The following is a 23,976-nucleotide window of genomic DNA, read 5'->3' as shown; positions in this document are numbered from 1 at the left end:
CTGCACGATGCCGATGAGCGGTGCCAGCGTAATTCACCAGTCATCAACAACATTTATTCAGTAATTGGCCCGAAATGCGGCGATCATCCGCTGGAACATCGCCTTTGGTGTCGCACGCGTAACGAGTTGATGGTTCTGTTGCAGCGCGCGCAGGTCGACCGGATCGGCCGCCGCGAAGCTGGCAAGCCCCGCCAGCGTCGCAAAGGCCGGCCCGGCATGCGCCTCGGGCAGCGCCGAAAGTCCGCGCGGACGGCCGACACGGACCGACCGGCCAAGCGCCTGCTGTGCATAGTCGGCGATACCTTTGAGTTCAGCACCGCCGCCGGTCAGCACGATTTGCCGGCCGACGGGATCTTCGAAATTCAACTTGGCGAGTTCCTTGCCGATCTCGACCATCAACCGGTCGAGACGCTGGCGGATCACCGCGATCAGCTGCGCGCGGGTGATGCGCCCGCCTTCGGCGGTTTCCTCGTCAGCGGCGATCGGGGCGACATCGATCATGTCGTGATTGTCGCGCGGCGTCATGTTGGCGCTGCCGTAGAAGCACTTCATCCGCTCGGCCTGGCCGCGGCGCGTGCCGAAGGCGCTGGCGATATCGTCGGTGATATCGGCCGACCCGCTGGGGATCGACGACAGGCCAGTGAGCACGCCATCCTTGTAGACCGAGACATTGGTCACGCCCGCGCCGATCTCGACCAGCGCGACGCCAAGTTCGCGTTCCTCTTCGCTGAGGCACGACAGGCCCGTCGCGACCGGCGCGGCGATGATCGACTTGACCTCGAGATGCGCCGAGCGGACGCAGAGGTCGAGGTTGCGCACCGGCGCCCCCTCGGTCGAGACGACATGGATGTCGACGCCCAGCCGTTCGGCATGGAGGCCGATCGGCTGCTTGACCCCGGCGAGCCCGTCGAGCGTGTAGCGCGTCGGCTGGGCATGGAGGACCATTCGTCCGCCCGGATTGATCGACTCCCGGCCGGCACGTAGCAGATCGTCGATGTCCGACTGTTCGACGCGATGTCCGCCCAGATCGACTTCGAGCCGCAGGATGTCGGAGACGAGGCCGCCGGCCGAGAAGCTGACCCAGACATCCTCGATATTGGTGCCCGCGATCCGTTCGGCCTGCTCGACCGCCTCGCGCACCGCGATTTCGGTCGCGTGCATGTCGGCGACATAGCCGCGCTGGACGCCGCGGCTCTCGCGCTGGCCGGTGCCGAGCACCACCAGCTCGCCGCCGTCCCCCTTTTGCGCGATCAGCGCCGACACCTTGGACGAGCCGATGTCCAGTGCGGTGATCAATCCCTCGGGCGCCGTCTTTGCCATTGTCCCTACCCCCTACTCACTCACGCCTGCAGTTTCGATCTGCTTGGGCGCCGCCTGTCCCGGCATCCGCACCACCAGCCGCGAAGGATCGCGCATGTCGAACTTCAGATATCCCCGGCCGAGCAGCCGGTCCGCCCCGTCCAGCTCGGCGAACTTCTTGAGCGCCTTGGCCGCTGCCGCCTCACCCTCGGGCAGCGCCAGCCGCTCTCCGGTGTTGAACGACAGATCCCAGCGCCGGTTCCCGATCCAGGTCGCCGCCTTGACCAGCGGCTTGAGCGCGGGCGCGGCGTCGAGCAATTGCTGATAAGCGGGCTGCTGCGCATAGGCACCGTCGCCGATCACCAGAGGCAGATCGGGCATCGCCTCAGCCGAGACGGGTTCGAGCAGTACGCCCTCGCTGTCGATCAGCATCAATTGTCCCTGATGCTGCCACACCGCCGCCGCCTTGCGCTCGACGATCTGGACGACCAGCGTGTCGGGCAGGCGGCGCGAGACACGCGCGTCGGCAACCCAGCCGATCGTCATCAGCTTGCCGCGCACTTCCTCCAGATCGACCAGCGGCATAGCCTGCGACTTCGGGCCGAAGGCATAGTCGAACACGGTTTCCTTGTCGGCGCGCTTGATACCGCTCACCGCGACATCCTCGACCCGGAAGCCCGCACGACCGATCCCCTCGGCCACTGCAGTGCCGATGATGCCGGGCACGCCGAACAGCGTCGCAACCCCGAGCGCCGTCGCGATGGCGACACCGGTGATGCCCCATACGGTGATCCTGTGGAGCGTCGCCTCGCTGACCGGCAGCGCCGCGACCGCGAGGTCGAGGACGTTGGCCTGCTTCTTCTTGGGCTGCTGTGCGCGCCGCTTGGGCTTGACCGCAGGACGCCTGGCCGGGCTGGGCTTGCGGCTCATCCCGCCGCCTCCACCGCCACGGGTGCATCGGCCATCGCCTCATCCACGATCGCCTGCACCAATTGCGCATAGCTCATGCCGAGATGCTTCGCCTGTTCGGGTACCAGGCTGAGCGGGGTCATGCCCGGCTGGGTATTCACCTCAAGCAGGAACAGCCCCTCGACGCCGAGATGGTCGTCCCACCGGAAGTCCGAGCGCGACGCGCCCTTGCAGCCGAGCAGCCGGTGCGCGTCGAGCGCGAGGCGCTTGCACGCCTCGGTGATCTCGTCGGGGATCTCCGCCGGACAGATATGGTCGGTCATGCCGTCGGTATATTTGGCGTCGAAATCGTAGAAGCCGCTCTTGGGCTTGAGCTCAGTCACCAGCAGCGCCTGGTCGCCCAGCACTGCGGTGGTCAGCTCGCGCCCGCGGATGAACGGCTCGGCGAGCAGTTCGTCGAACTCCTGCCAGGGGCCGGTCGCCTGGGGCGAGATCGGGTTGCCGTAATTGCCCTCCGCCGTGACGATCGCGACGCCGACCGACGAGCCTTCGTTCACAGGCTTGAGCACATAAGGGCGCGGCAGCGGGTCATGCTCGTACAGCGCCTCGGTCCGGACGATACGCCCGCCCGGCATCGGGATGCCCTGCGGCACCAGCGCCTGCTTGGTCAGCTGCTTGTCGATCGCGATGACCGAGGTGACCATGCCGCTATGGGTGTAGCGCAGGCCCATCAGGTCGAGCATGCCCTGTACCGTGCCATCCTCGCCCGGGGTGCCGTGCAGCGCGTTGAAGACGAGATCGGGGTTGGCGGCCGTCAGCTTCGCCGCGACGTCGCGGCCCATGTCGATCCGCGTGACCCTGTGCCCGAGCGACTCCAGCGCGTCGGCGATGCCGGTGCCCGACATCAGCGACACCGGGCGTTCGGCCGACCAGCCGCCCATCAGGACCGCGATGTGGAGGGGGCTCATTGGTGGTCTCCGCCGCTGAGACCGCGGACGCTAAAGCTTCCCTTTTCGACACTTTCCTCCACCGCGACGCCCCCGAACCGGTCGAAGGCTTCAAGCATCGAGAGCTCGAGGTCGGACGCCGTGTGTCGATAGCTACGCAGGTGATCTCCCGACAAAAAGAGTCGTTTGGATTCACCGGCCAGAACTTCTCGAACCAGCGCATGGGGTAGAATGTGGTCCAGCTTTGCCCGATCTTGACTATCGCAAATGCTAGCAAAGTCAGCCGTCCACGCGCCATAGGAGGTCCAATCGGAATGACGCGCGGCGACGTCGGAAATCGACGTTCGATCGGCTACGCTGAGCAATTGCCAGAAGCGCATGCTAGATTCTTCGGATCGCGGCTGTGTAGTCACTTCGCCACTCCCACGCGCTGGATTTCCCATTCCAGCTCAATCCCTGAACTTGCCTTCACCTTGGCCCGCACTTCCTCGCCCAGCTCCTCAATATCCGCGCTGGTCGCGTCGCCGGTGTTGAGCAGGAAGTTGGTGTGCTTCTCGCTCACCTGCGCGCCGCCCTTGCGCAGGCCGCGACAGCCCGCCGCGTCGACCAGCCGCCACGCCTTGTCACCGGGCGGGTTCTTGAAGGTCGAGCCGCCGGTCTTGCTGCGCAGCGGCTGCGATTCCTCGCGCGCGGCGGCGATGCGGTCCATCTCGGCCTGGATCGCGGCGGGATCGCCGGGTTCGCCGCGAAACGTCGCGCTCACCACCACCGCGCCCTCGGGCAGCTCGGAATGGCGATAGGTATAGCCGAGCGCGTCGACCGCCAGCGTGCGCCGCTCGCCCGAGCGCAGCACCACTTCGCACTCGACCAGGATGTCCGCGGTCTCACGGCCATAGGCGCCGCCATTCATCCGCACGAAGCCGCCGACCGTGCCGGGGATCGAGCGCAGGAACTCGACGCCGGTGATGCCCGCGTCGCGCGCGCTGGAGGAAACGAGGATGCCGCTCGCCCCGCCGCCGCACTTCAGCGTCGTCGCGTCGATCCGCTCGACCTTGGCGAAGGGCTTGCCCAGCCGCACCACGACGCCGGGCACGCCGCCGTCGCGCACGATCAGGTTGGAGCCGAGCCCGAGCGCCATCACCGGCACATCGCCGTCGAGATCGCGCAGGAAGTCGGCGAGATCGTCCACATCCGCCGGCTCGAACAGCCATTGCGCGGTGCCGCCGCTCTTGAACCAGACCAGCGGCGCCAGCGGCGCATCGGCGGTGAGCTTGCCGCGGACCTTGGGGAGCAGCGCGACGCTCACTTCACCCCCCATAGTTTCGCCCATTGCTTCCAGTATTTCAGGTTCGCCTCGGCCGCCTTCTGCCCGGCCTGCTGGAGCTCGTTCACCTGCTCGCCCGCATCGAGCAGCCGCTGGGCCGCGTCGAGATGCGCCTTTTGCGCGCGGATGATTTCGCGCTGCATGTCGGTGGCGAGGGTGAACCAGTCGCTCATGCAGCGACCTTCCGCTGCGCGTTGACCGCATCGGCGAGGCCCGCGGCCCATTTGGTGATGTCACCCGCGCCGAGGCATACGATCAGGTCGCCCGGCTGCGCGATCTCGGCGACCTTCGTGGCCAGCGCCGAGGCGTCGGCAATGGTCGCCGCCGATCGATGACCACGCTCGCTGGTGCGCGCGACCAGCGCATCGGCATCGACGCCCTCGACCGGGGCCTCGCCCGCGGCATAGACCGGGCTCACGAACACCATGTCGGCGTCGTTGAACGCCTGAGCGAAGTCGTCCATCAGATTGCCGAGCCGCGAGTAGCGGTGCGGCTGGACCACGGCGATCACCCGGCCCTCGACGCTCTCGCGCGCCGCCGCCAGCACCGCGCGGATCTCGACCGGGTGGTGGCCGTAATCGTCGATCACGATCGCCGGGTTGGCGCCGTCGAAGCCGATCTCGCCGACCTTGGTGAAGCGGCGCTTAACCCCGCCGAACTTGGCGAAGCCGTTCTGGATGGTCGCGTCGTCGATGCCCATCTCGAGCGCCACGCCGATCGCGGCGAGCGCGTTCTGGACATTGTGGCGGCCGGGCATCGGCAGGTCGATGCCCTCGATCGAGCGGGTGGTGCCGTCGCGCGACCGGATGATCGCCTCGAACCGGTTGCCGCCCGGATAGGGCTGGACGTTGACGCCGCGCACATCGGCGCTGGCGGCAAATCCATAGGTCACGATCCGCCGGTCGCGCACACGCGGGATGATCGCCTGAACCTCTGGATGATCGAGGCAGAGCAGCGCCGCGCCGTAGAAGGGCACATTCTCGACGAACTCGACATAGGCGTCCTTCGCCTTGTCGAAGCTGCCATAGTGATCGAGATGTTCGGGATCGATGTTGGTGACGACCGCGATCGTGCCGTCGAGCCGCAGGAAGCTGCCGTCGCTCTCATCGGCCTCGACCACCATCCACTCGCTGTCGCCGAGGCGCGCGTTGGAGCCGTACTGGTTGATGATGCCGCCGTTGATCACGGTGGGATCGACCCCGCCTGCATCGAGCAGCGCGGCGATCATCGAGGTCGTCGTGGTCTTGCCGTGCGTCCCTGCCACCGCGACGGTGGACTTGAGGCGCATCAGCTCGGCCAGCATCTCGGCACGGCGCACCACGGGGATGCGGCGGGCATAGGCGGCCTGCACCTCGGGATTGTCGCGCTTGATCGCGGTCGAGGTGACCACCACCGCAGCGTCGCCGAGATTGTCGGCGGACTGGCCGATCGCGATCGCGATGCCGCGCTTGCGCAGCCCTTCGACCACATAGCCTTCGGCGCTGTCGCTGCCCTGAACCTTGTAGCCGAGATTGTGCATCACCTCGGCGATGCCGGACATGCCGATCCCGCCGATGCCGACAAAATGGATGGTGCCGATATCCTTGGCGACGCCCTTCATGCGCCCAAGCCTCGCAAGAGGCTTACATCACGCATACGCTGCTCCTTCGATCTGCTGGGGTTTTGCGTGGCCCTGCCCCGCCGAAGCCCAGTCAGCGTCGATCGATTCAACAAGGTCGGCCAGGTCGCGCGCCGCATCGGGACGGCCGACGCTGCGCGCGCAGGCGGCGGCATTGGCGAGGGCGTCGGGCTCCAGCCCCAGTTTCTGCATCTGCTTGGCGAGTTCCTGCGCGGTGAAGGCGCGCTGCTGGATCGTCCGCGCGCCGCCCGCCTCGCTGATCTCGCGCGCATTGGCGGTCTGGTGATCATCGGTCGCCGAAGGCAGCGGCACGAGGATCGCAGGGCGGCCCGCCGCGGTCAGCTCCGCGATGGTCGAGGCGCCCGCGCGCGCGATCACCAGATGCGCCCAGGCCAGCCGCTCGGGCAGGTCGGGCAGATAGGTGGCGATCTCGGCCGGGATGCCGTGATCGGCATATTTGCGGCGCACCTCGTCGATATCCTCGACGCGCGCCTGATGCGTCACCTGAAGCCGCCGGCGGAAATGGACGGGGAGCAGCGCGAGGCCGTCGGGCACGACCTGCGACAACACCGACGCGCCCTGGCTGCCGCCGGTGACGAGCACACGGAAGATGCTGTCCTCGTCCAGCGGGGGATAGGGCCGCAGGCGCAGGTCGAGCACGGCCTGCCGCACCGGATTGCCCACCAGATGGGTCTTGGTCTCGTAGCTCTCCTTGAGCCGTTCGACATCGGCATAGCTCGTCGCGATCGCCGAAACCTTGCCGGCGACCAGCCGGTTCACGCGGCCGAGCACGGCGTTCTGCTCATGGATCACCGCCGGCACCCGGGCCGAGAAGGCAGCCATCAGCGCGGGAAGCGAGGCATAGCCGCCGAACGCGATCACCGCCGAGGGACGGAACTCGCGATAGAGCGCGCGCGCCTGCGCCCGCCCCTTGCGCATCGCATTGGCCGCCTTGAGCCAGCCGATCGGCCCGCCGGAAAAGCGCGAGGCGGGCACTACCCGCGTCTCGATCCCGTCGAACAGGTCGGGAAAACGCACCCCGCGCTCGTCCGATACCAGCGCAACCTTGTGCCCGCGCCGCATCAGCTCGGTCGCGAGCGCTGCCGCTGGGACCATGTGCCCCCCGGTGCCGCCCGCCGCCAATACGTAACGCTTAACCGAACTCATCAACCGCTTCCCCGAACCGTGTAAGGCGAACGCTTGAGATACGGATTCCGCCGCGTGAAGGCGAGCAATAGTCCCATCCCGATCGACAGCGCGACCATCGACGAACCGCCATAGGAAATGAAGGGCAAGGTCATGCCCTTGGACGGCGCAAGGCCGGTGTTCACCGCCATGTTGATCAGCGCCTGAATCCCGAATTGGGCCGCCAGCCCCGCCGCCGCGAGCATGCGGAAATTGTCTTCCTCGTCGAGCAGCTTGATCAGCACGCGCAGGATGATCGCGAGATAGAGGATCGCGATGCCGATGCACGCGATCAGCCCGAACTCCTCGCCGACGACCGAGAAGATATAGTCGGTATGCGCCTCGGGCAGCTTGAACTTGACCGTGCCGCCGCCGGGGCCGGTGCCGGTCGCGCCGCCGCCGGTGAGCACCGCGTGCGCCATGTCGGTCTGGTAATGCTCCGCCGCCGCCTTTTCGGGATCGGGGAAGAGGAAGCTGTCGATCCGCGTGCGCGCGGTATCGTAGAAGAGATAGGCCGCGATCACGCCTGCGACGGCGCCCCCGCCCAGCACACCCATCGCCCGCGTGGAGATACCCGCGAGCATCAGCAGCACGATCCAGACCAGGCCGAACACCATCGTCTGGCCGAAATCGGGCTGCTTCATCAGCAGCGCGGCGACCAGCGCGGTCAGGACACCGGTGAGCGGGATCACAGGCAGATCCGCATCCTTCGACCGCATCGACAGCAGCCACGCCGTGGTGACGATGAAGAAGGGCTTGAGGAATTCCGACGGCTGAACACTGGCGAAGCCGATGCCGATCCAGCGCCGGGCGCCGTTGACCTCGGCACCGAAGAAGGCAGCAGCGGCGACCAGCATGATGCACACCGCAGTGCCCAGGATCGCCATGCGCCGCGCATAGGCGACCGGCAGCATCGAGACGATGAGCAGCACCGGTACTGACAGACCGACCCAGACTGCCTGGCGCCAGAAATAGTGCATCGACGCGAACTGGGTGGCACCGTCCGAATAGCGAACCGCCGAGGCGGGCGAAGCTGCGGCGACAGCGACCAGCCCGATACCGATCAGCAGAACCGCGAGCAGCAGCAGGATTCGGTCGATTTCCCAGAACCACAGGCCGAAGCTCGAATTGCTTCCGCGGCTCAATTTGTCCTCGACCCGCGCGCGCCAGCCCTTGCTGCGCACGACGGGGAGGTTGCGCCTCACATCGGTCATTGCAACGCCCCCACCGCCGCGCGGAACTGCGCGCCGCGATCCTCATAGTCCCTGAACTGGTCGAACGAGGCGCAGGCGGGCGACAGCAGCACCGTCTCGCCCGGTCTGGCCTGCGCCGCTGCGGACTTCACCGCGGCATCGAGCGTGCCGCTCTTCTCGACCGGAAACTCGCCGTCGAGCAGTCCGGCGAACAGCTCGGTCGCGTCGCCGATCGTATAGGCACGCACGACATGGCCGAAGCCGGGACGGCACGCGTCGAGATCGCCGGTCTTGGCCTGCCCGCCCAGGATCCAATGGATGCGATCAAACGCCGCCAGCGCGGGCGCCGTCGAAGTCGGGTTGGTCGCCTTGCTGTCGTTGACGTAGAGCACGCCGCCCCGCGTCGCGACCCGCTCCATGCGGTGCGGCAGGCCGGGAAAGCTGCGCAGCCCCGCCTCGATCGCGTCCTGCGAAACCCCCAGCGCCTCGCACGCAGCGATGGCGGCGAGCGCGTTCTGGGCGTTGTGCGGCCCCTGCAGCGCGGGCCAGCGCGACTGGTCCATGCAGACGCCCGGTGCGATCTTGGTCAGATCCTCAGCCCGGCCCGAGCGCGACACCTGCTTCGCAATCGCCTGCGATGCCTCGTCACCGATGCCGATGATCGCGGCATGCCCCTTGGACTGCATCGCGAACAGCCGTGCCTTGGACGCGGCATAGCCCTCGAACCCGTCATAGCGGTCGAGATGATCGGGGGTGATGTTGAGCAGGATCGCGACGTCGCAGTCGAGGGTCCGGGTCAGGTCGATCTGGTAGCTCGACAGCTCGAGCACATAGACGCCACCTTGCGGCAGCGGCGCCTGATCGAGGATCGGGAGCCCGATATTGCCGCCGAGCCGCGCGGAGATGCCCGCGGTCTCGAGGATATGGTGGATCAGCGCGGTGGTGGTCGACTTGCCATTGGTGCCGGTGATGCCGGCCACCTTGTGGGGCGGCAGCTCGGCCCGCGCCTGCGCGAACAGCTCGATATCACCGATCAGCGGCACGCCTGCGTCACGCGCCTTGGCAGCGATCGGATGGCGGTTGATCGGCACGCCGGGCGACACGGCGACGCCCGCGAAGCCGGTCAGGTCGATCTCGACCGGATCGGCGAGCTTCACGCCCTCTCCCCAGAGGGGAGAGGGTTGGGAGAGGGGCCTATCCGCAGGCGATGCGCTCGGTGAGACACCGGCCCCCTCTCCCCGGCCCTCTCCCCAGAGGGGAGAGGGAGAGAGAGCAGCCCGCGCCGCCTCGTTCGAATCCCACGCAGTGACCTCTGCCCCGGCGCTCAGCAACGCGCGCACCGTCGCCTGCCCGGACCGCGCCAGCCCCAGCACCGCAAAGCGTTTGCCGCGCCAGGCGCTGCTGGCGATCATCGCAGCTTCAGCGTCGACAGGCCCGCAAGCGCGAGCACGAAGGCGATGATCCAGAAGCGGATCACGACGGTCGGCTCGCTCCAGCCCATCTGCTCGAAATGGTGGTGGATCGGCGCCATCTTGAACACGCGCTTACCGGTGCGCTTGTACCAGAACACCTGGATGATGACGCTCATCGCCTCGACCACGAACAGGCCGCCGATGATCCCCAGCACGAGCTCGTGATGCGCGACCACGGCGATGGTGCCGAGCGCGCCGCCGAGCGCGAGGCTGCCGGTATCGCCCATGAACACCGCCGCCGGGGGCGCGTTGAACCAGAGGAAGGCCAGCCCCGCGCCGACGATCGCGCCGCAGAAGATGGCGAGATCGCCCGCGCCCGGCACATGCGGGATGCCGAGATAATTGGCGTAGATCGCATTGCCGGCGAGGTAGACGATCAGCAGGAACGCCATGCTGGCGATGATCACCGGCATGGTCGCAAGCCCGTCGAGCCCGTCGGTGAGGTTCACCGCATTGCCGAACGCCACGATCGTGAAGGCGGCGAAGACGATGTAGAAATAGCCGAGATCGACGCTGAACTGGCTGAAGAAGGGCACGTACAGCACGGTGCCGTTCTGCTGGGTGATCACCCAGGCCGCCGCGCCCGCGATCACGAACTCGCCGAGCAGGCGGACCCGCCCGGAAACGCCCGCGGTGCTCGCCTTCCTCACCTTGTCATAGTCGTCGAGGAACCCGATCATCCCGAAGCCGAGCGTGACGAACATGCACGCCCAGACATAGGGGTTGTTGAGGTCCATCCACAGGAAGACCGACAGCGCCAGGCTGGTGAGGATCATCAGCCCGCCCATGGTCGGCGTGCCGCGCTTGGCGAGGTGGCTTTGCGGCCCGTCGCTGCGGATCGGCTGCCCCTTGCCCTGGCGGACGCGCAGCCAGCCGATGAAGCGGGGGCCGATGATCAGGCCGATGATGAGCGCCGTCGCCACCGCCGCGCCGATCCGGAACGAGAGGTAGCGAACCAGATTGAGGATGCTCGGAAAGCCCAGCCATTCGGCGATCTCGTACAGCACTTGCTATGCCCTTCCGGCCAGCGCCGCGACGACCCGCGACAGCCCGACCCCGTTCGAACCCTTGATGAGAACCGCGTCGCCCGGGCGGAGCATCGTTTCGATGCGCTCACGGGCGGTCGCGGCGTCGGGCACATGGACCAATTCGATCCGCCCCTCAAGCGCGCGGGCGAGCGGCGCCATCCCTTCGCCGACAAGCAGCAACGCTTCGACGTTTGCCATGGCGATCGGTTCCGCGAGCGCAGCGTGGAAGGCGGCCGACTGGTCACCCAGCTCGCGCATCTCGCCCAGCACCGCGAGCCGCCGCGTCGCCGGTGTCGCGGCGAGCACGGCGAGCGTCGCCCGCATCGAAGCGGGGTTGGCGTTGTAGCTCTCGTCAATCACCAGCGCCTCGCCGCCAGCTACCGCGGTCTTGAAGCGCGCGCCGCGTCCCGCGAGCCCGCCCATCTCGGCGAGCGCAAGGCCGGCCTGCTCGAGATCGCCGCCCGCTGCATCGACCGCGGCCAGCACCGCCATCGCGTTCGCGACCCAGTGATCGCCCGGCTGCGACAAGGTAAAGCCCAGGGTACGGTCCGGACCGATCTGCGCGGTGACATAGGTGCCGCCCGCCTGCCCCGGAACGATCTCCAGCGCGCGGACGTCCGCGCCCTCGCCAAGGCCGAAGGTAACGATCCGCGCCGCGTGCGGCTCCGCTGCAGCGATCAGCCGGTCGCGATGCGGACTGTCGAAGGGCACGATCGCGGTTCCGCCGGGCTCGAGGCCCTGGAAGATCTCGCCCTTGGCGTCGGCGATCGCTTCCTCGCTCGCGAAGAATTCGGTGTGCGCGGGCGCGATCGTCGTCACCAGCGCGATGTGCGGGCGGACCATATGGGTAAGCGCGAGCAGCTCGCCGGCATGGTTCATGCCCATCTCGAACACGCCGAACTTCGTCTCGCGCGGCATGCGGGCGAGGCTGAGCGGAACGCCGGTATGGTTGTTGTAGCTCTTGACCGAGCGGTGCGCGAAGCCCGGTGCGATCCGCTCGAGGCACTCGAACAGCGCTTCCTTGGTCCCGGTCTTGCCGACCGATCCGGTGACGCCGATCACGATGCCGGTCATCCGCTTGCGGCTCGCCCGCGCCAGATTCTCCAGCGCGACCATCGTGTCGCCGACCAATATGTGGGGGTGCGGCGTCTGGGAGGACACGACCGCACCCGCGGCCCCGCTCGCGAAGGCCTGATCCAGGAAGTTATGCCCGTCGGTAGTCTCGCCCGACAGTGCGACGAACAGCGCGCCCGGCCCGACCTCACGGCTGTCGAACGCCACGGCATCGACTTCGAACTCGGCGGAAGCGGTGCCGCCGGTCGCGGCGGCGATTTCGGCGGAGGTCCAGAGCGTTCCGCTCACGCCGCCGCCTCCCGCGCCACGGTGACGTCGTCGAAGGGCAGCACCAGATCGCCGACGATCTGCCCCTGCTCATGCCCCTTGCCCGCGATCAGCACGATGTCCTGCGGCTCCGCCTTGCCGACCGCGAGGAAGATCGCGCCGCGCCGGTCGCCCACTTCGAGCGCGCCGGGACAGCCCTTGAGGATCTCGGCGCGGATCGCCGCGGGATCCTCGCTGCGCGGATTGTCGTCGGTGACGATGATGATGTCGGCACCCGCGGCGGCCGCCTGCCCCATCGGCTCGCGCTTGCCCGGATCGCGGTCGCCGCCCGCGCCGAAGACGAGGATCAGGCGTCCGGCGGCATGCGGCTTCAGCGCCGCGATCGCTGCTTCGAGCGCGTCGGGCGTATGGGCATAGTCGACATAGACCGGCGCGCCGGTCCGGCTGATCGCGGCGCGCTCGAGCCGTCCGCGCACCGGCTGAAGCCGTGAGAGATTGGCAAGCGTCGTCGCGACATCGCCGCCGGTCGCGATCACCAGTCCCGCGGCGATCAGCGCATTGGCGGCCTGATATCCGCCGATCAGCGGCAGGCTGACGCGATGGTCATGCCCCTCGATCGCGACCACCAGCTTCTGGTCGAGCAGGGTCGGCTCACGCGAGACCAGGCGGATCGTGCTGCCATGCTCGCCCACGGTCATCACGCGGTTGCCGCGCATCCGGGCGATGTCGATCACGCGTTCGGAATGGGGATCGTCGGCCCAGACCACGGCGGTGCCGTCAGGGTCGAGCACATCGGCGAACAGGCGCAGCTTGGCGGTGAAATAGTCCGCCATGTCCTGATGATAGTCGAGGTGATCGCGCGAAAGGTTGGTGAAGGCCGCAGCAGCCACCGGCAACCCCTCGGTGCGGTATTGCGACAGGCCATGGCTCGATGCTTCGAAGGAGAGATGCGTCACCCCCTCACGCGCCAGCCCGGCGACATTAGAGAGAAAGGTGACGACATCGGGCGTGGTGAGCCCGGTCGACACGGCTTCGTCCGCGGTGGTTACGCCCAGCGTGCCAATCGAGGCGGCGTTGAAGCCCGCCATGCGCCAGAGCTGACGGACCATCTCGACCGTCGATGTCTTGCCATTGGTGCCGGTCACCGCGACCGCAGTTTCAGGGAAGGGCGCAAAGAACTTCGCCGCGATCCGCGCGAATTCGGTGCGCGGATGATCGGTCGCGATATGGACCGCGCCCTCGACCCGTGCCTCGGGCCGCGCGATCACCGCGATCGCACCGCTCGCCACCGCCTGCGGAATGAAATCCTCGCCGTTGAAGCGCGCGCCGCGGAAGGCGCCGAACACGGTGCCGGGGGCAACCTTGCGATGATCGATCGCGAACCCGGTGACGATCGTCTCTTCGGTGCCGCCGGTCAGCTCACCCAGTCTCACTCGCCCGCTCCCGGTGCGACGATAGGGGTCGCAGCGGCGGCGCCCTTGGGCTTGTTCTTCGGCTCGGCCTTCCAAAGCAGCGGCGTCAGGTCGGAGACATTCACGTCGCGCGTCTCGTCGGGCACCACGCCGAGCATCGCGCCGGTGCGCATGATGACGCGGTTGACGACGGGGGCGGCGGTCCAGCCCGCGGTCGAGAAACCGTGAGTCTGGGCGTTTCCGACAGGCGAATCGAGCATCACCAGCACCACATAGCGCGGCGCGTCCATCGGGAAAGCCGCTGCGAAGGTCGAGACGTTCTGATTGCGCTTGTAGCCGCCCGCGCCGGGCACCTCGGCGGTGCCGGTCTTGCCGCCGACGCGATAGCCGGGCGCATCGGCCTTGCCGCCGGTGCCGTAGGTCACGACCAGGCGCAGCAGCTGACGCATCCGCGCGCTCGTCGCTTCGGAGACGACGCGGCGGCCCGCCGGCGCCTTGCCCGGCTCGATCCTGCGCAGCGTCGCCGGGCGCCACACCCCACCATTGACCAAAGCGGCATAGGCGCTGGCAAGGTGGAGCGGCGTCACCGCGATGCCATGTCCATAGGCCGTGGTCATCACCGTCGTGCGCGCCCAATATTTGGGCCAGAGCGGTGCGGCCTTGCCGCCCAGCTCGATATCCGGGCGCTGGTCGAAGCCGAGCTTGCGGAACATGCTTTCCATCCGCTGCTGACCCAGTTCGTCGGCGATGCGTGCGGTGGCGATGTTCGACGAATGGATCAGCGTCTCCGGGATGTTGAGCCAGCGCTTCTGCGCATGGTCGTCGCGGATGCGGAAGCCGCCGACCTGGAGCGGCACGGTGGCATCGTAGCGCTTGGCCATCGAGGTCGCGACGCCGCTCTCGATCGCGAACGCCATGGTCAGCGGCTTGAAGCTGGAGCCGAGCTCATAGACGCTCTGCGTCACGTTGTTGCGGAAATGCTCGGGGTTCGATCCCTTGATGTTGTTGGGATTGAACGTCGGGAGCGATGCCATCGCCATCACCTCGCCGCTCGCGACGTCGAGGATCACACCCGCCGCCCCTCTGGCCTGGAAGGTGGTCATCGCCGCGCCCAGCTCGCTCTCCAGCGCCGCCTGCGCGCGCAGGTCGAGCGAGAGCGCAACCGGCTGGCCGCGCCGCGCCGGATCGGTCAGCTGCTTGTTCAGCGCCAGCTCCATGCCGGTGACGCCGTTGCCGTCGAAGTCGAGATAGCCGAGCACATGCGCACCGAGGCTGGCCTGCGGATAGAGGCGCTGCGGCTCGCGCGCGAACTCGATCCCCGGCTCGCCCAGCGCATGCACCGCCGCGACCAGTTCAGGCACCGCGCGCCGCTGGAGGTAGGTGAAACGCGAATCGCTGCTCAGCAGCTTGGCATAGTCGCCCTCGCTCTTGCCGGGCAGCGTTGCCGCGAGCATCCGCGCCAGCTCGCCCTTGTCACCGATCACCTTGTCGGGCCGGACGCCGATCGACCAGGCGTCGATGGTGCGCGCGAGCGGCGCGCCGTTGCGGTCGACCAGATCGCCGCGGAGCGGCACCAGCATCGCGTTGACGCTGGTCGCTACCGCCGGTTCGGCGAACAGCGCGAGCAAGGTCAGCCGCCCGACGATCACCGCGATGCCCGCCGCGAACACCAGCGCCAGGATCATCAGCCGCACATGCGCGACGGCAAGGCTCGCCTGCCGGTTTCCCGGCCGCGTGCGATTGCGGGGCGCAGGGGCGACGAGGACGGTCACCGGGCGCGTCGCGCCTCGGCACGGACGCCCTTCATCAGGTCGCCAAAGCTCGAATCGCGGAGCAGGCTGCGATCAAGCGAAGCCACGGCCTGTTCCCGGGCGGTCTTGGGCGCGGGCTTGGGCGGCTTGACCGCCGCAGCCGCGACCTGCTGGCGCGCGGCGGGCGCTGCGACCGGCGCCTTCACCGCGGCCAGCTTCGGCGCGACGGCCTTTTCGGCCACCGCCTTGAGCGGCGCGGACTTGACCGGCGCGGGCGCGACAGCGGCGACGGCATCGCTCGCGGTCGGCGCGGATCCGGCGATCGCGTCGGGAACGCCCTCCGGAACCACCATCGCCGCATAGCGCTCCGCCACACCCTCGGTCTCGAGCGCGCGCATCGACGCCAGCGCGGTATCGCTGGCAAGGAACTGCTGCGGCGTGGGCGCGGTGTAGCGCATCACCTCACCGTTCCAGCGCTCGAGCTGGGCAAGGTTGGCGCGCGTGTCGAATTCGGTTTCGAGCTGGCGGATGTCCTTCTTCGCCTTGGCGATGGCGCGCTCGACCGACTCGACGTGCGTGCGCTCGGCCGCGACCATCGACGAGACGAGGTAACAGCCCGGCGCCACGATCAGCCCCGCGGCGTACCAGCCCAGTCCGTTCAATGCCTTGATCGCCATGTCCGCCTCCTCAACTCACCCACGCCGGAGCCGCGCTGCGCCGGGCGACGCGGAGCGTCGCGGACCGGGCACGCGGGTTCGCCGCAATTTCTTCCTCGCTCGGCCGCACCGCCTTGGCCGGGGTCTCGAAGCTCGGCGCACGCGCCGCAGCCACCGCCGGGCGGTGCCGCGAGCCCGCCGGCTCGCTGCCCGAGCGTTCGCGCAGGAACTTCTTGACCATCCGGTCTTCGAGGCTGTGGAAGGTCACCACCGCCAGCCGGCCGCCGGGCTTGAGCACCCGCTCCGCCGCGGCCAGCCCCTCGGCCAGCTCGTCGAGCTCGCGGTTCACATGGATGCGGATCGCCTGAAAGGTCCGGGTCGCCGGGTCCTTCTTGTCGTGCGGCTTGTAGCCCAGCGCCTTGCGGACGACGTTCGCCAGCTCGCCGGTCCGCGTCAGCGGGCGCGCGGCGACGATCGCCTTTGCGACCCGGCGCGCGCGCGGTTCCTCGCCATAATGGAACAGCACGTCGGCGATCTCCGCCTCGTCCGCCTCGTTGACGAAATCGGCGGCGGTCATCCCCTCGCCCGCCATGCGCATCGACAGCGGCCCGTCCTGCTGGAAGCTGAACCCGCGATCGGCCTGATCGAGTTGCATCGACGAGACGCCGATATCCATGGCGACGCCGTCGACCGGCGCGAGGCCCCGCGCCTCAAGTTCGCTGTCCAGCGCCGAAAAGGGCGCCTCGATCAGCACCAGCCGGCCGCCGCTGGCCGTGACGATGGATTGGCCGCCTTCGATCGCGTCCGGATCGCGGTCAAAGGCGGCCACCTCGGCTCCCCGCTCGAGGAACGCCAAACTGTAGCCACCGGCACCAAAGGTTGCATCGACGATGCGCGAACCGGGCAGAATCGCCAGCGCATCGACGGTCTCGTCGAGAAGCACCGAGACGTGCGGGCGCGTGCCGGGCAAAGCGGCGCTCACAACGTCACCTTCTTCTCTTCGAGGTGATAACGGCACGCCGCCTTCATGCTCTCGGGCAGCGAAGGATGCGCGAGCAAGGTGGCCGGATCCCAGATCTCGACCACGGGACCGACGCCATAGAAGAAGGCGTAGCCCGACTTGCGGATGCCGGCATGCTGGCACAGCATCCCCGGCATGACGAAGCGGCCCGACGGATCGAAGGCGATATTCTCGCTGGGGCCGACGCCTTCGCGCCAGATGTTCGAATCCGCACGCCCGCGATCGCCGGCATATTCCAGCGAACGCGCGTTGAGCCGCTCCATCAGGGCATCGAAGTAGGGCTCGTCATAGGCGATCAGGCAGCGGTCGCTCTCATGGCTGGAGAGGATGGCGACGCGGGCATCCTTGGTGTCGGCGGGAAAGCCACTGTTCTTCTCGAGGGTGGCGCGCAGGGTCGAGGGGATGGCGACACGACCCTTGTCGTCCACCAGCTGCAACCCCACGCCTCTGTACCCCGTTCGGTTCACTCCCGCCCTCGCTTGCGGCGGGCAAACCTTTCCCGTCCCCGGAAGCGCACGATGCCGTGCGCCCCGGACCCGATTCCGGCTGACGATAAGGTTGCCCTGTTAACCAGCGGCGTATCTTAAGCGCCAATGGTTTTCAATGCCTGAACGTGGGAATCTACGGTAATCAGCCCCACTTTCTGCCTGAAATCGGGGCCGTACCAAAGCTATTCGATCTTTGGACCCGATCTGTTCCAAACGGATCCAGCCAGACGCAGCGCGCGAAATCGCACCGTCCGCAGCGGACGGGCAGTGTTTGGAGCGCGGTGGGGCAATTTCCCGCGGGACGGCGCCGCCGAGGCAGCCTGGCCCGTCATTTGTCGGGGATGGGATAGGGCGTGATGGCGGGCGCGGGGCTTTCGGCGGTGCGCGGGGCGATGCCCAGTTCCGCGATCGGCTCGTCCTTTTCGAGGCCGGCGTCGTTGACGATCACGCCGTCGGTCATGTTGGCGACCACTTCGGGCTTCGACCCGCCGTCAGCGACGACCGGATCCTCCTTGTTCGCCGACGAGAAGATCGCGCTCGCCACGCCGATGAGCAGCAATACGGTCGCCAGGCCGGTAAGGCCGACGCGGACGCGCTGCATGCTTTGTTTGGGATCGGTCGGGAGCGACTTCATAGCGGTGTGGCATAAATGTAACGCCCTTTCCGCCTTTTGCGAAGCCCCTGTTTTACGCTTGCGTCAGGCCCCGGCGAGCCAAGGGGGCACCGGCAGCCCTTTGGACTGAAGCCAGTCACGATTGTATAGCGTTGAAAGATAACGGAATCCGGTATCGCACAAGATGGTCGCGATTCGCTTTCCGGGGCCCAGTTCACGGCCCAGACGCACCGCGCCGGCGACGTTGATGCCCGATGACAGACCCAGGCACAGCCCCTCTTCGGCCAGCAACCGCTCGACCCACTCCAGCCCTTCCTCATCAGAGATGCGGAACTGGGTATCGATCGGTGCGCCTTCGAGGTTGGCGGTAATTCGTCCCTGCCCGATCCCTTCGGCGACCGAGGTTCCTTCGGCCTTGAGCTCGCCATGCGCATAATATTCGTAGAGCGCCGCGCCGTGCGGATCGGACAGCGCGATCGTCACGCGCTCATCCTTTTCCTTGAGGCCCAGCCCGACGCCCGCGATCGTCCCGCCGGTACCGGCCGCGCAGGTGAAGCCGTCGACCCGGCCCTCCATCTGCGTCCAGATCTCCTCGGCGGTGCCGATAATATGCGCCTTGCGGTTGGCGATATTGTCGAACTGGTTGGCCCAGATCGCGTTGGGCGTCTCTTCGGCGATGCGGCGGCTGGTGTGCACGAAATGGCCGGGGTTCGAATAGGGCGCAGCGGGAACCAGGACCAGCTCGGCGCCGAGCGCACGCAGCGTGTCCATCTTCTCGCGGCTCTGCGTCTCGGGCATGACGATGATCGTCTTGTAGCCCTTGGCGTTGCCGACCAGCGCCAGCCCGATGCCGGTATTGCCCGCCGTCCCCTCGACGATCGTGCCGCCCGGCGCGAGCAGTCCGCGCGCTTCGGCATCCTGCACGATGAACAGTGCAGCGCGATCCTTCACGCTGGCACCCGGGTTGGCGAACTCGCACTTGCCATAGATGTCGCAGCCCGCCGCTGCGCTTGGTCCCTTCAGCCGCACCAGCGGGGTGTTGCCGATCAGCGCGATGGTATCGTTTGCGACTTGCATGGCGCGACCATTTGCACGGCCTGCCGTGCACGGCAAGCAAGCGATGCTTGGCGCATGGCAACATCCTGACGCACTCGCTTGACCCGCTCCCGGCCACTGACTACAACTGTAGTCATAAGGTTGGGAGAAGCCGGATGACCCGTATTGCGTATCTTGCCATCGTATCCATCGCGGCATTTGCCGCCGCGCCGGGCAGCGCACGCGAGACCGCCGAAGAACGGCTGTCCGCAGCGGTCGAGCGCGAGATGACGGCGCAGGGACCGATCGTCACCGCGGAGGACAAGGCGCTGATCGCACGGAAATGCGGCTATGGCGCGAACGAGGCGAAGAGCGACAACATCAATATCAGCAACGACACGCTGCATTGCGCTAACGGCAAACGCATCCCGATGGATGGCGAGCTGCGCGCGATGTCCAACCGCATCTCGGAGCGGGCGAACCGCCATGTCGAACGCGCGATGAAGAGCGCCAAGGTCGCGCTCGCAACGGCCGAAGTCGCGCAGGAAGCGACGGAACGTGCGTTGAAGGAAATGCGCCGGTCGCTGAAGGAGCGCTAAGCGACCCCGGCCCGCTGCAAATGCGGGCCGAGCCGCCCGCTCAGCCACAAGAAGAACATGCGATAGTCGCTGACCAGCGACCAGAGCGGATAGGTGAAGGTGGCCGGCCGGTTCTTCTCCACCCCAAAATGCGCTGCCCAGGCAAAGCCGTAGCCGGCGAGCGGGACGGCGAGAAACCACCAGCTGTTGAGCCAGAGACCGGCCGCGAGCGCGACGAAGGTCAGCGTTGTTCCGGCATAGTGCAACGCCCGCGTCTCCGCCTTCGCATGCTCGCGAAGATAATAGGGCCAGAAATCGGCATAGCGGGTGATCGCGCGCGCCATCACCGGATGCTAGGACGATGGCGTGACGCAATCAACTCCGCGCAAATCCAGCTTCCCGCCCGTCGTCGATCCCGCAGTCCGCGTCCTCATCTGCGGCAGCCTGCCAGGCGACCGGTCGCTCGCCGCGGGGCAATATTATGCGCATCCGCAGAACCAGTTCTGGCGGCTGATATCGGCAGTGGTCGATCGCGACCTCACTGCCTTCGCCTATCCCGATCGCCTTGCCGCGCTGCTCGACGCACATGTCGGGCTGTGGGACGTCGTCGCCACCGCGCACCGGCCCGGCAGCACCGACGCGGCGCTCAGCGGTATCGCCCCGAACGACATCGCCGCACTTGCGACGACCTTGCCCGATCTGCGCACCATCGCCTTCAACGGCGGCACCGCGCTGAAACACGGCCTGAAGCAGCTGGGCGCAACCCGCTACGCGACCGTCGCCCTCCCCTCGTCCAGCCCGCTGCATACCGTCGGTTTCGACCGGAAATTGCCCGCCTGGATGGAACTGCGCGATCATCTCCGTCATTGAGCGCGGGCGGCGCCCGCCGCCCTACAGGAGAGAGCCATGACCCAACCCTTCGCGATGCGCGGACTCGACCATATCGTGCTGCGCGTCGCCGATCTGCCGCGCATGCTGGCCTTCTATCACGACGTCCTCGGCTGCACCGACGAGCGCGAACAACCCGAGCTCGGCCTCTACCAGCTTCGTGCGGGCGCCTCGCTGATCGATCTGGTCACGCTCGACGGCAAGCTCGGCGCGCGAGGCGGCGCAGCGCCCGGTGCGGAGGGCCGCAACCTCGACCATTTCGCACTCGCGATCGAACCGTTCGACCGGGACGCACTTGGCGCGCATCTCGCCGCCCATAGCGTCGATATCCTTGAGGAAGGGCCGCGCTACGGCGCCGAGGGCGAAGGTCCTTCGATCTATATCCGCGACCCCGAAGGCAATGTCGTCGAGCTGAAAGGCCCGAGTGACAATTAAAGATATAAAGAAGTCTTTATATCACGCTTGACACTCGGCCCCATCGGCGCGATGCTGATGGGGTCGAAGGTGCTGCGGCCGGCTTGTCCGCGCCGGAGCTAAGATGGGAAGCCGGTGCCAGTCTTCGGACTGAATTCCGGCGCTGCCCCCGCAACTGTAAGCGGAGAGCGGCGGTCGATACGTGTCACTGGGAGGCTCGCTTCCCGGGAAGGCCAGACCGTCCGCATTGACCCGTGAGCCAGAAGACCTGCCCGCGACACGATAACGTCCACCGGCGGGGTGCCCGGTCTGGCCGCATGCGCAATGCGCGGCCGGTTCCCTACCGCCCGTGCAGACCCGCACGCGTCCGGCTTCTCCCCGCCTTCTTCGGGGTAGAAGATCAATGACCGTCACCATCGCCACACTCGGCTTTCCGCGCATCGGCCCGCGCCGTGAATTGAAGCACGCTCTCGAATCCTTCTGGTCGGGCAAGACCGGCGAAGCCGCCCTGCTCGAATCCGCAGCGGGCCTGCGTACCGCCGCCTGGGCACGCCAGACCGCGCTCGGCGCCGACTGGCTGCCGTCGAACGATTTCTCGCTCTACGACCATGTCCTCGACTTGAGCGTGATGCTCGGCGCGATCCCCGCCCGCTACGGTGCGGCGGATGGCGAGGCGACGCTCGCCACCTATTTCGCCATGGCCCGCGGCACGACCGGCAGCCACGAAGGCTGCGCCCATTCGCACAGCCTCACCGCGTGCGAGATGACCAAATGGTTCGACACCAACTACCATTATATCGTCCCGGAACTGACCGCCGGCCAGAAGCTGGCGCTCGGCCGCCTCAAGATCGTCGAGGAATATCGCGAGGCGAAGGCGCAGGGCTATGAGACCCGCCCGGTCCTGCTCGGCCCGGTCACCTGGCTCAGCCTGGTCAAGGCCAGCGGCGTCGATCCCTTCGACTATCTCGACGAGCTGCTCGGCCTTTACGGCGTGATCCTCGGCCACCTCGCCCATGCCGGCGCGGAGTGGGTGCAGATCGACGAGCCGATCCTCGTCACCGACCTGACCGAACAGCAGCGCCGCGCCTTCACCCGCGCCTATGCCCGGCTCGCGCGCGCGACGCCGCAGATCATGCTGACCACCTATTTCGGCGGGCTCGGCGACAATCTCACCCTCGCCGCCGCGCTGCCGGTCGCGGGCCTGCACATCGATCTGGTCCGCGCGCCCGAGCAGCTCGCGCCCGTGCTCAAGGCCGCACCGAAGACGCTCGCTTTGTCTCTCGGCGTGATCGACGGCCGCAACATCTGGCGCGCCGACCTCGCGGCGCTGCTCGACCGGATCGGGCCACTCGCGGCCGAGCGCGACCTGATCCTCGCGCCGTCCTGCTCGCTGCTCCACGTCCCCGTGGACCTCCGGCTGGAAACCAAGCTCGACGACGAGGTCAAGCAGTGGCTCGCCTTCGCCGTGCAGAAGGTCGAGGAACTGGCGATCCTCAAGCGCGCGCTCAACGAGGGCCGCGCTGCCGTCGCCGGGGAGCTGGAAGCGTCATCACAGGCCGCCGCCAACCGCCGCACCTCGCCGCGCATCCACGACACCGCCGTCGCCGCGCGCATCGCCGCGATCACGCCCGACATGCGCGAGCGCCGCTCCGCCCATCCGGCGCGCATCGCCGCGCAGGCGGAGGTGCTGAACCTCCCGCTCTTCCCGACCACCACGATCGGCTCCTTCCCGCAGACCGCCGAGGTCCGCCGCGCCCGCGCCGAGTATAATCGCGGCAATCTCGACGCCGCGGCGTATGAGGCGTTCCTGCGCGCCGAGACGCTGAGCGCGATCCGCTGGCAGGAGGAAGCCGGGATCGACATGCTCGTCCATGGCGAGTTCGAGCGGAACGACATGGTCCAGTATTTCGGCGAGCAGCTCGCCGGTTTCGCCTTCACGGTGAATGGCTGGGTCCAGAGCTACGGCTCGCGCTGCGTCCGTCCGCCGGTCCTCTATGGCGACGTCTCGCGCCCAAACCCGATGACCGTCGAATGGTGGCGCTATGCGCAGAGCGTCACCGACAAGCCGGTCAAGGGCATGCTCACCGGCCCGGTGACGATCCTCAACTGGAGCTTCGTCCGCGACGACCAGACGCGCGAAGCCTCGTGCCGCCAGATCGCGCTCGCGATCCGCGACGAGGTGCAGGATCTGGAGGCGGCGGGCTGCCAGGCGATCCAGATCGACGAGGCGGCGCTGCGCGAAGGCCTGCCGCTGCGCCGCAAGGACTGGCAGCATTATCTCGACTGGTCGGTCGATTGCTTCCGCCTGTCCGCCGCCGGAGTTGCCGACGCGACCCAGATCCACACCCATATGTGCTATTCGGAGTTCAACGACATCCTGCCCTCGATCGGCGCGATGGACACCGATGTGATCTCGATCGAGACCGCGCGCTCGCAGATGGAATTGCTCGAGGGCTTCGCCGCCTATGACTATCCCGCCGCGATCGGGCCGGGCGTCTATGACATCCACGCCCCGCGCGTACCGGGCGAGGAAGAGATGGTCGCGCTGATGCGGCTCGCTCAGGCGCACCTCAAGCCCGCGCAGCTCTGGGTGAACCCCGATTGCGGCCTCAAGACCCGCAAATGGGAAGAGGTCCGTCCGGCGATCGACGCGATGGTCGCCGCCGCCCGTACCCTGCGTGCCGAAGTGACGGTGGCGGCGTAAGGCGAATGTCCTCTCCCCTCGGGGGAGAGGATACCGGAGCTTGGCGCTTCAGCGCCTAGCGCAGGTTGGTGAGGGGTAAGCGGCTGCACAGCGGCCGCGC

The 23,976-nt window shown here is 67.6% G+C and carries 24 protein-coding genes and 1 riboswitch; of the genes, 4 read left to right on the top strand and 20 right to left on the bottom strand.

The window, feature by feature from the left end; genetic code table 11:
* Window positions 1-57: 57 nt before the first annotated feature.
* The 19 genes from ftsA to AC07TU_RS06620 form a co-directional block, all read right to left on the bottom strand.
* Window positions 58-1,320 (bottom strand): cell division protein FtsA, encoded by a 1,263-nt coding sequence (gene ftsA / locus AC07TU_RS06710; protein WP_495187148.1) that lies wholly within the window; start codon window positions 1,318-1,320, stop codon window positions 58-60.
* A 12-nt stretch (window positions 1,321-1,332) separates the two neighbouring features.
* Complete coding sequence (locus AC07TU_RS06705) at window positions 1,333-2,229, bottom strand: cell division protein FtsQ/DivIB (protein WP_495187147.1); 897 nt, start codon at window positions 2,227-2,229, stop codon at window positions 1,333-1,335.
* Window positions 2,226-3,176 (bottom strand): D-alanine--D-alanine ligase, encoded by a 951-nt coding sequence (locus tag AC07TU_RS06700; protein WP_495187146.1) that lies wholly within the window; start codon window positions 3,174-3,176, stop codon window positions 2,226-2,228. The genes AC07TU_RS06705 and AC07TU_RS06700 overlap by 4 nt, the downstream gene beginning before the upstream one ends.
* The gene (locus tag AC07TU_RS06695; RefSeq protein ID WP_495187145.1) at window positions 3,173-3,535 is read right to left on the bottom strand and encodes a hypothetical protein; all 363 of its coding nucleotides are present in this window, start codon (window positions 3,533-3,535) and stop codon (window positions 3,173-3,175) included. Before AC07TU_RS06695 ends, AC07TU_RS06700 begins: the two co-directional genes overlap by 4 nt.
* A 29-nt stretch (window positions 3,536-3,564) precedes the next feature.
* Window positions 3,565-4,461, bottom strand: a complete 897-nt coding sequence (gene murB / locus AC07TU_RS06690) for a UDP-N-acetylmuramate dehydrogenase (RefSeq protein WP_495187144.1) — start codon at window positions 4,459-4,461, stop codon at window positions 3,565-3,567.
* Window positions 4,458-4,652 (bottom strand): hypothetical protein, encoded by a 195-nt coding sequence (locus AC07TU_RS06685; protein ID WP_495187143.1) that lies wholly within the window; start codon window positions 4,650-4,652, stop codon window positions 4,458-4,460. The genes murB and AC07TU_RS06685 overlap by 4 nt, the downstream gene beginning before the upstream one ends.
* Window positions 4,649-6,079: a UDP-N-acetylmuramate--L-alanine ligase gene (gene murC, locus AC07TU_RS06680; RefSeq protein ID WP_495187142.1), complete on the bottom strand. Its 1,431-nt coding sequence runs from the start codon at window positions 6,077-6,079 to the stop codon at window positions 4,649-4,651. The genes AC07TU_RS06685 and murC overlap by 4 nt, the downstream gene beginning before the upstream one ends.
* Window positions 6,080-6,106: 27 nt before the next feature.
* Entirely contained in the window at window positions 6,107-7,264 is a 1,158-nt protein-coding gene (murG, locus tag AC07TU_RS06675) for an undecaprenyldiphospho-muramoylpentapeptide beta-N-acetylglucosaminyltransferase (RefSeq protein WP_495187141.1), read from the bottom strand.
* The gene (locus AC07TU_RS06670; RefSeq protein ID WP_495187140.1) at window positions 7,264-8,496 is read right to left on the bottom strand and encodes an FtsW/RodA/SpoVE family cell cycle protein; all 1,233 of its coding nucleotides are present in this window, start codon (window positions 8,494-8,496) and stop codon (window positions 7,264-7,266) included. Before AC07TU_RS06670 ends, murG begins: the two co-directional genes overlap by 1 nt.
* Entirely contained in the window at window positions 8,493-9,887 is a 1,395-nt protein-coding gene (gene murD, locus AC07TU_RS06665; protein ID WP_495187139.1) for a UDP-N-acetylmuramoyl-L-alanine--D-glutamate ligase, read from the bottom strand. Before murD ends, AC07TU_RS06670 begins: the two co-directional genes overlap by 4 nt.
* On the bottom strand, window positions 9,884-10,954 hold the full coding sequence (mraY, locus tag AC07TU_RS06660) for a phospho-N-acetylmuramoyl-pentapeptide-transferase (RefSeq protein WP_495187138.1): 1,071 nt from the start codon (window positions 10,952-10,954) through the stop codon (window positions 9,884-9,886). Before mraY ends, murD begins: the two co-directional genes overlap by 4 nt.
* A 3-nt stretch (window positions 10,955-10,957) precedes the next feature.
* Window positions 10,958-12,337 carry a UDP-N-acetylmuramoyl-tripeptide--D-alanyl-D-alanine ligase gene (locus AC07TU_RS06655; RefSeq protein ID WP_495187137.1) on the bottom strand — a complete coding sequence of 460 codons (1,380 nt, stop codon included), beginning with the start codon at window positions 12,335-12,337 and terminating at the stop codon, window positions 10,958-10,960.
* Window positions 12,334-13,749 carry a UDP-N-acetylmuramoyl-L-alanyl-D-glutamate--2,6-diaminopimelate ligase gene (locus AC07TU_RS06650; protein ID WP_495187136.1) on the bottom strand — a complete coding sequence of 472 codons (1,416 nt, stop codon included), beginning with the start codon at window positions 13,747-13,749 and terminating at the stop codon, window positions 12,334-12,336. The genes AC07TU_RS06655 and AC07TU_RS06650 overlap by 4 nt, the downstream gene beginning before the upstream one ends.
* On the bottom strand, window positions 13,746-15,500 hold the full coding sequence (locus AC07TU_RS06645) for a peptidoglycan D,D-transpeptidase FtsI family protein (RefSeq protein ID WP_495187135.1): 1,755 nt from the start codon (window positions 15,498-15,500) through the stop codon (window positions 13,746-13,748). Before AC07TU_RS06645 ends, AC07TU_RS06650 begins: the two co-directional genes overlap by 4 nt.
* Complete coding sequence (locus AC07TU_RS06640; protein WP_495187134.1) at window positions 15,497-16,156, bottom strand: hypothetical protein; 660 nt, start codon at window positions 16,154-16,156, stop codon at window positions 15,497-15,499. The genes AC07TU_RS06645 and AC07TU_RS06640 overlap by 4 nt, the downstream gene beginning before the upstream one ends.
* Window positions 16,157-16,166: 10 nt before the next feature.
* Window positions 16,167-17,117 carry a 16S rRNA (cytosine(1402)-N(4))-methyltransferase RsmH gene (gene rsmH / locus AC07TU_RS06635; protein ID WP_495187133.1) on the bottom strand — a complete coding sequence of 317 codons (951 nt, stop codon included), beginning with the start codon at window positions 17,115-17,117 and terminating at the stop codon, window positions 16,167-16,169.
* Window positions 17,114-17,584, bottom strand: a complete 471-nt coding sequence (locus tag AC07TU_RS06630) for a division/cell wall cluster transcriptional repressor MraZ (RefSeq protein WP_495161576.1) — start codon at window positions 17,582-17,584, stop codon at window positions 17,114-17,116. The genes rsmH and AC07TU_RS06630 overlap by 4 nt, the downstream gene beginning before the upstream one ends.
* 388 nt (window positions 17,585-17,972) lie before the next feature.
* A complete protein-coding gene (locus AC07TU_RS06625; protein WP_495187132.1) occupies window positions 17,973-18,278 on the bottom strand; it encodes a hypothetical protein in 306 nt (101 codons plus the stop codon).
* 63 nt (window positions 18,279-18,341) lie between these two features.
* Window positions 18,342-19,334 carry a cysteine synthase A gene (locus AC07TU_RS06620; RefSeq protein WP_495187131.1) on the bottom strand — a complete coding sequence of 331 codons (993 nt, stop codon included), beginning with the start codon at window positions 19,332-19,334 and terminating at the stop codon, window positions 18,342-18,344.
* 134 nt (window positions 19,335-19,468) lie between these two features.
* Between AC07TU_RS06620 and AC07TU_RS06615 the strand changes: the two genes are divergently transcribed.
* The gene (locus tag AC07TU_RS06615; RefSeq protein ID WP_495187130.1) at window positions 19,469-19,891 is read left to right on the top strand and encodes a hypothetical protein; all 423 of its coding nucleotides are present in this window, start codon (window positions 19,469-19,471) and stop codon (window positions 19,889-19,891) included.
* Here AC07TU_RS06615 and AC07TU_RS06610 read toward each other — a convergent pair.
* Window positions 19,888-20,214 carry an Mpo1-like protein gene (locus tag AC07TU_RS06610; RefSeq protein ID WP_495187129.1) on the bottom strand — a complete coding sequence of 109 codons (327 nt, stop codon included), beginning with the start codon at window positions 20,212-20,214 and terminating at the stop codon, window positions 19,888-19,890. The genes AC07TU_RS06615 and AC07TU_RS06610 overlap by 4 nt on opposite strands.
* Before the next feature lie 22 nt (window positions 20,215-20,236).
* Between AC07TU_RS06610 and AC07TU_RS06605 the strand changes: the two genes are divergently transcribed.
* The 3 genes from AC07TU_RS06605 to metE all read left to right on the top strand — a co-directional run bounded on the left by AC07TU_RS06605 (window position 20,237) and on the right by metE (window position 23,876).
* Window positions 20,237-20,740, top strand: coding sequence for a DNA-deoxyinosine glycosylase (locus tag AC07TU_RS06605; protein ID WP_495187128.1), 504 nt, complete (start codon window positions 20,237-20,239; stop codon window positions 20,738-20,740).
* A gap of 36 nt (window positions 20,741-20,776) precedes the next feature.
* Window positions 20,777-21,193, top strand: coding sequence for a VOC family protein (locus tag AC07TU_RS06600; protein ID WP_495187127.1), 417 nt, complete (start codon window positions 20,777-20,779; stop codon window positions 21,191-21,193).
* A 50-nt stretch (window positions 21,194-21,243) separates the two neighbouring features.
* A riboswitch (cobalamin riboswitch) is annotated at window positions 21,244-21,462 on the top strand.
* Window positions 21,463-21,575: 113 nt separating this feature from the next.
* Window positions 21,576-23,876, top strand: a complete 2,301-nt coding sequence (gene metE, locus AC07TU_RS06595) for a 5-methyltetrahydropteroyltriglutamate--homocysteine S-methyltransferase (RefSeq protein WP_495187126.1) — start codon at window positions 21,576-21,578, stop codon at window positions 23,874-23,876.
* Window positions 23,877-23,976 lie beyond the last annotated feature (100 nt).

This window comes from Sphingomonas sp. GW821-FHT03E12 (genome assembly GCF_059420685.1).
Note: the sequence above shows the minus strand (reverse complement) of the source record. Positions and strands in the feature narration are given on the sequence as shown.

What these genes read in the sequence shown, in the direction of transcription:
- ftsA (WP_495187148.1), bottom strand. Translation starts at nt 1,320, where the DNA reads ATGGCAAAGACGGCGCCCGAGGGATTGATCACCGCACTGGACATCGGC.
- AC07TU_RS06705 (WP_495187147.1), bottom strand. Translation starts at nt 2,229, where the DNA reads ATGAGCCGCAAGCCCAGCCCGGCCAGGCGTCCTGCGGTCAAGCCCAAG.
- AC07TU_RS06700 (WP_495187146.1), bottom strand. Translation starts at nt 3,176, where the DNA reads ATGAGCCCCCTCCACATCGCGGTCCTGATGGGCGGCTGGTCGGCCGAA.
- AC07TU_RS06695 (WP_495187145.1), bottom strand. Translation starts at nt 3,535, where the DNA reads ATGCGCTTCTGGCAATTGCTCAGCGTAGCCGATCGAACGTCGATTTCC.
- AC07TU_RS06685 (WP_495187143.1), bottom strand. Translation starts at nt 4,652, where the DNA reads ATGAGCGACTGGTTCACCCTCGCCACCGACATGCAGCGCGAAATCATC.
- murC (WP_495187142.1), bottom strand. Translation starts at nt 6,079, where the DNA reads ATGAAGGGCGTCGCCAAGGATATCGGCACCATCCATTTTGTCGGCATC.
- murG (WP_495187141.1), bottom strand. Translation starts at nt 7,264, where the DNA reads ATGAGTTCGGTTAAGCGTTACGTATTGGCGGCGGGCGGCACCGGGGGG.
- AC07TU_RS06670 (WP_495187140.1), bottom strand. Translation starts at nt 8,496, where the DNA reads ATGACCGATGTGAGGCGCAACCTCCCCGTCGTGCGCAGCAAGGGCTGG.
- murD (WP_495187139.1), bottom strand. Translation starts at nt 9,887, where the DNA reads ATGATCGCCAGCAGCGCCTGGCGCGGCAAACGCTTTGCGGTGCTGGGG.
- AC07TU_RS06640 (WP_495187134.1), bottom strand. Translation starts at nt 16,156, where the DNA reads ATGGCGATCAAGGCATTGAACGGACTGGGCTGGTACGCCGCGGGGCTG.
- AC07TU_RS06625 (WP_495187132.1), bottom strand. Translation starts at nt 18,278, where the DNA reads ATGAAGTCGCTCCCGACCGATCCCAAACAAAGCATGCAGCGCGTCCGC.
- AC07TU_RS06620 (WP_495187131.1), bottom strand. Translation starts at nt 19,334, where the DNA reads ATGCAAGTCGCAAACGATACCATCGCGCTGATCGGCAACACCCCGCTG.
- AC07TU_RS06615 (WP_495187130.1), top strand. Translation starts at nt 19,469, where the DNA reads ATGACCCGTATTGCGTATCTTGCCATCGTATCCATCGCGGCATTTGCC.
- AC07TU_RS06610 (WP_495187129.1), bottom strand. Translation starts at nt 20,214, where the DNA reads ATGGCGCGCGCGATCACCCGCTATGCCGATTTCTGGCCCTATTATCTT.
- AC07TU_RS06600 (WP_495187127.1), top strand. Translation starts at nt 20,777, where the DNA reads ATGACCCAACCCTTCGCGATGCGCGGACTCGACCATATCGTGCTGCGC.
- metE (WP_495187126.1), top strand. Translation starts at nt 21,576, where the DNA reads ATGACCGTCACCATCGCCACACTCGGCTTTCCGCGCATCGGCCCGCGC.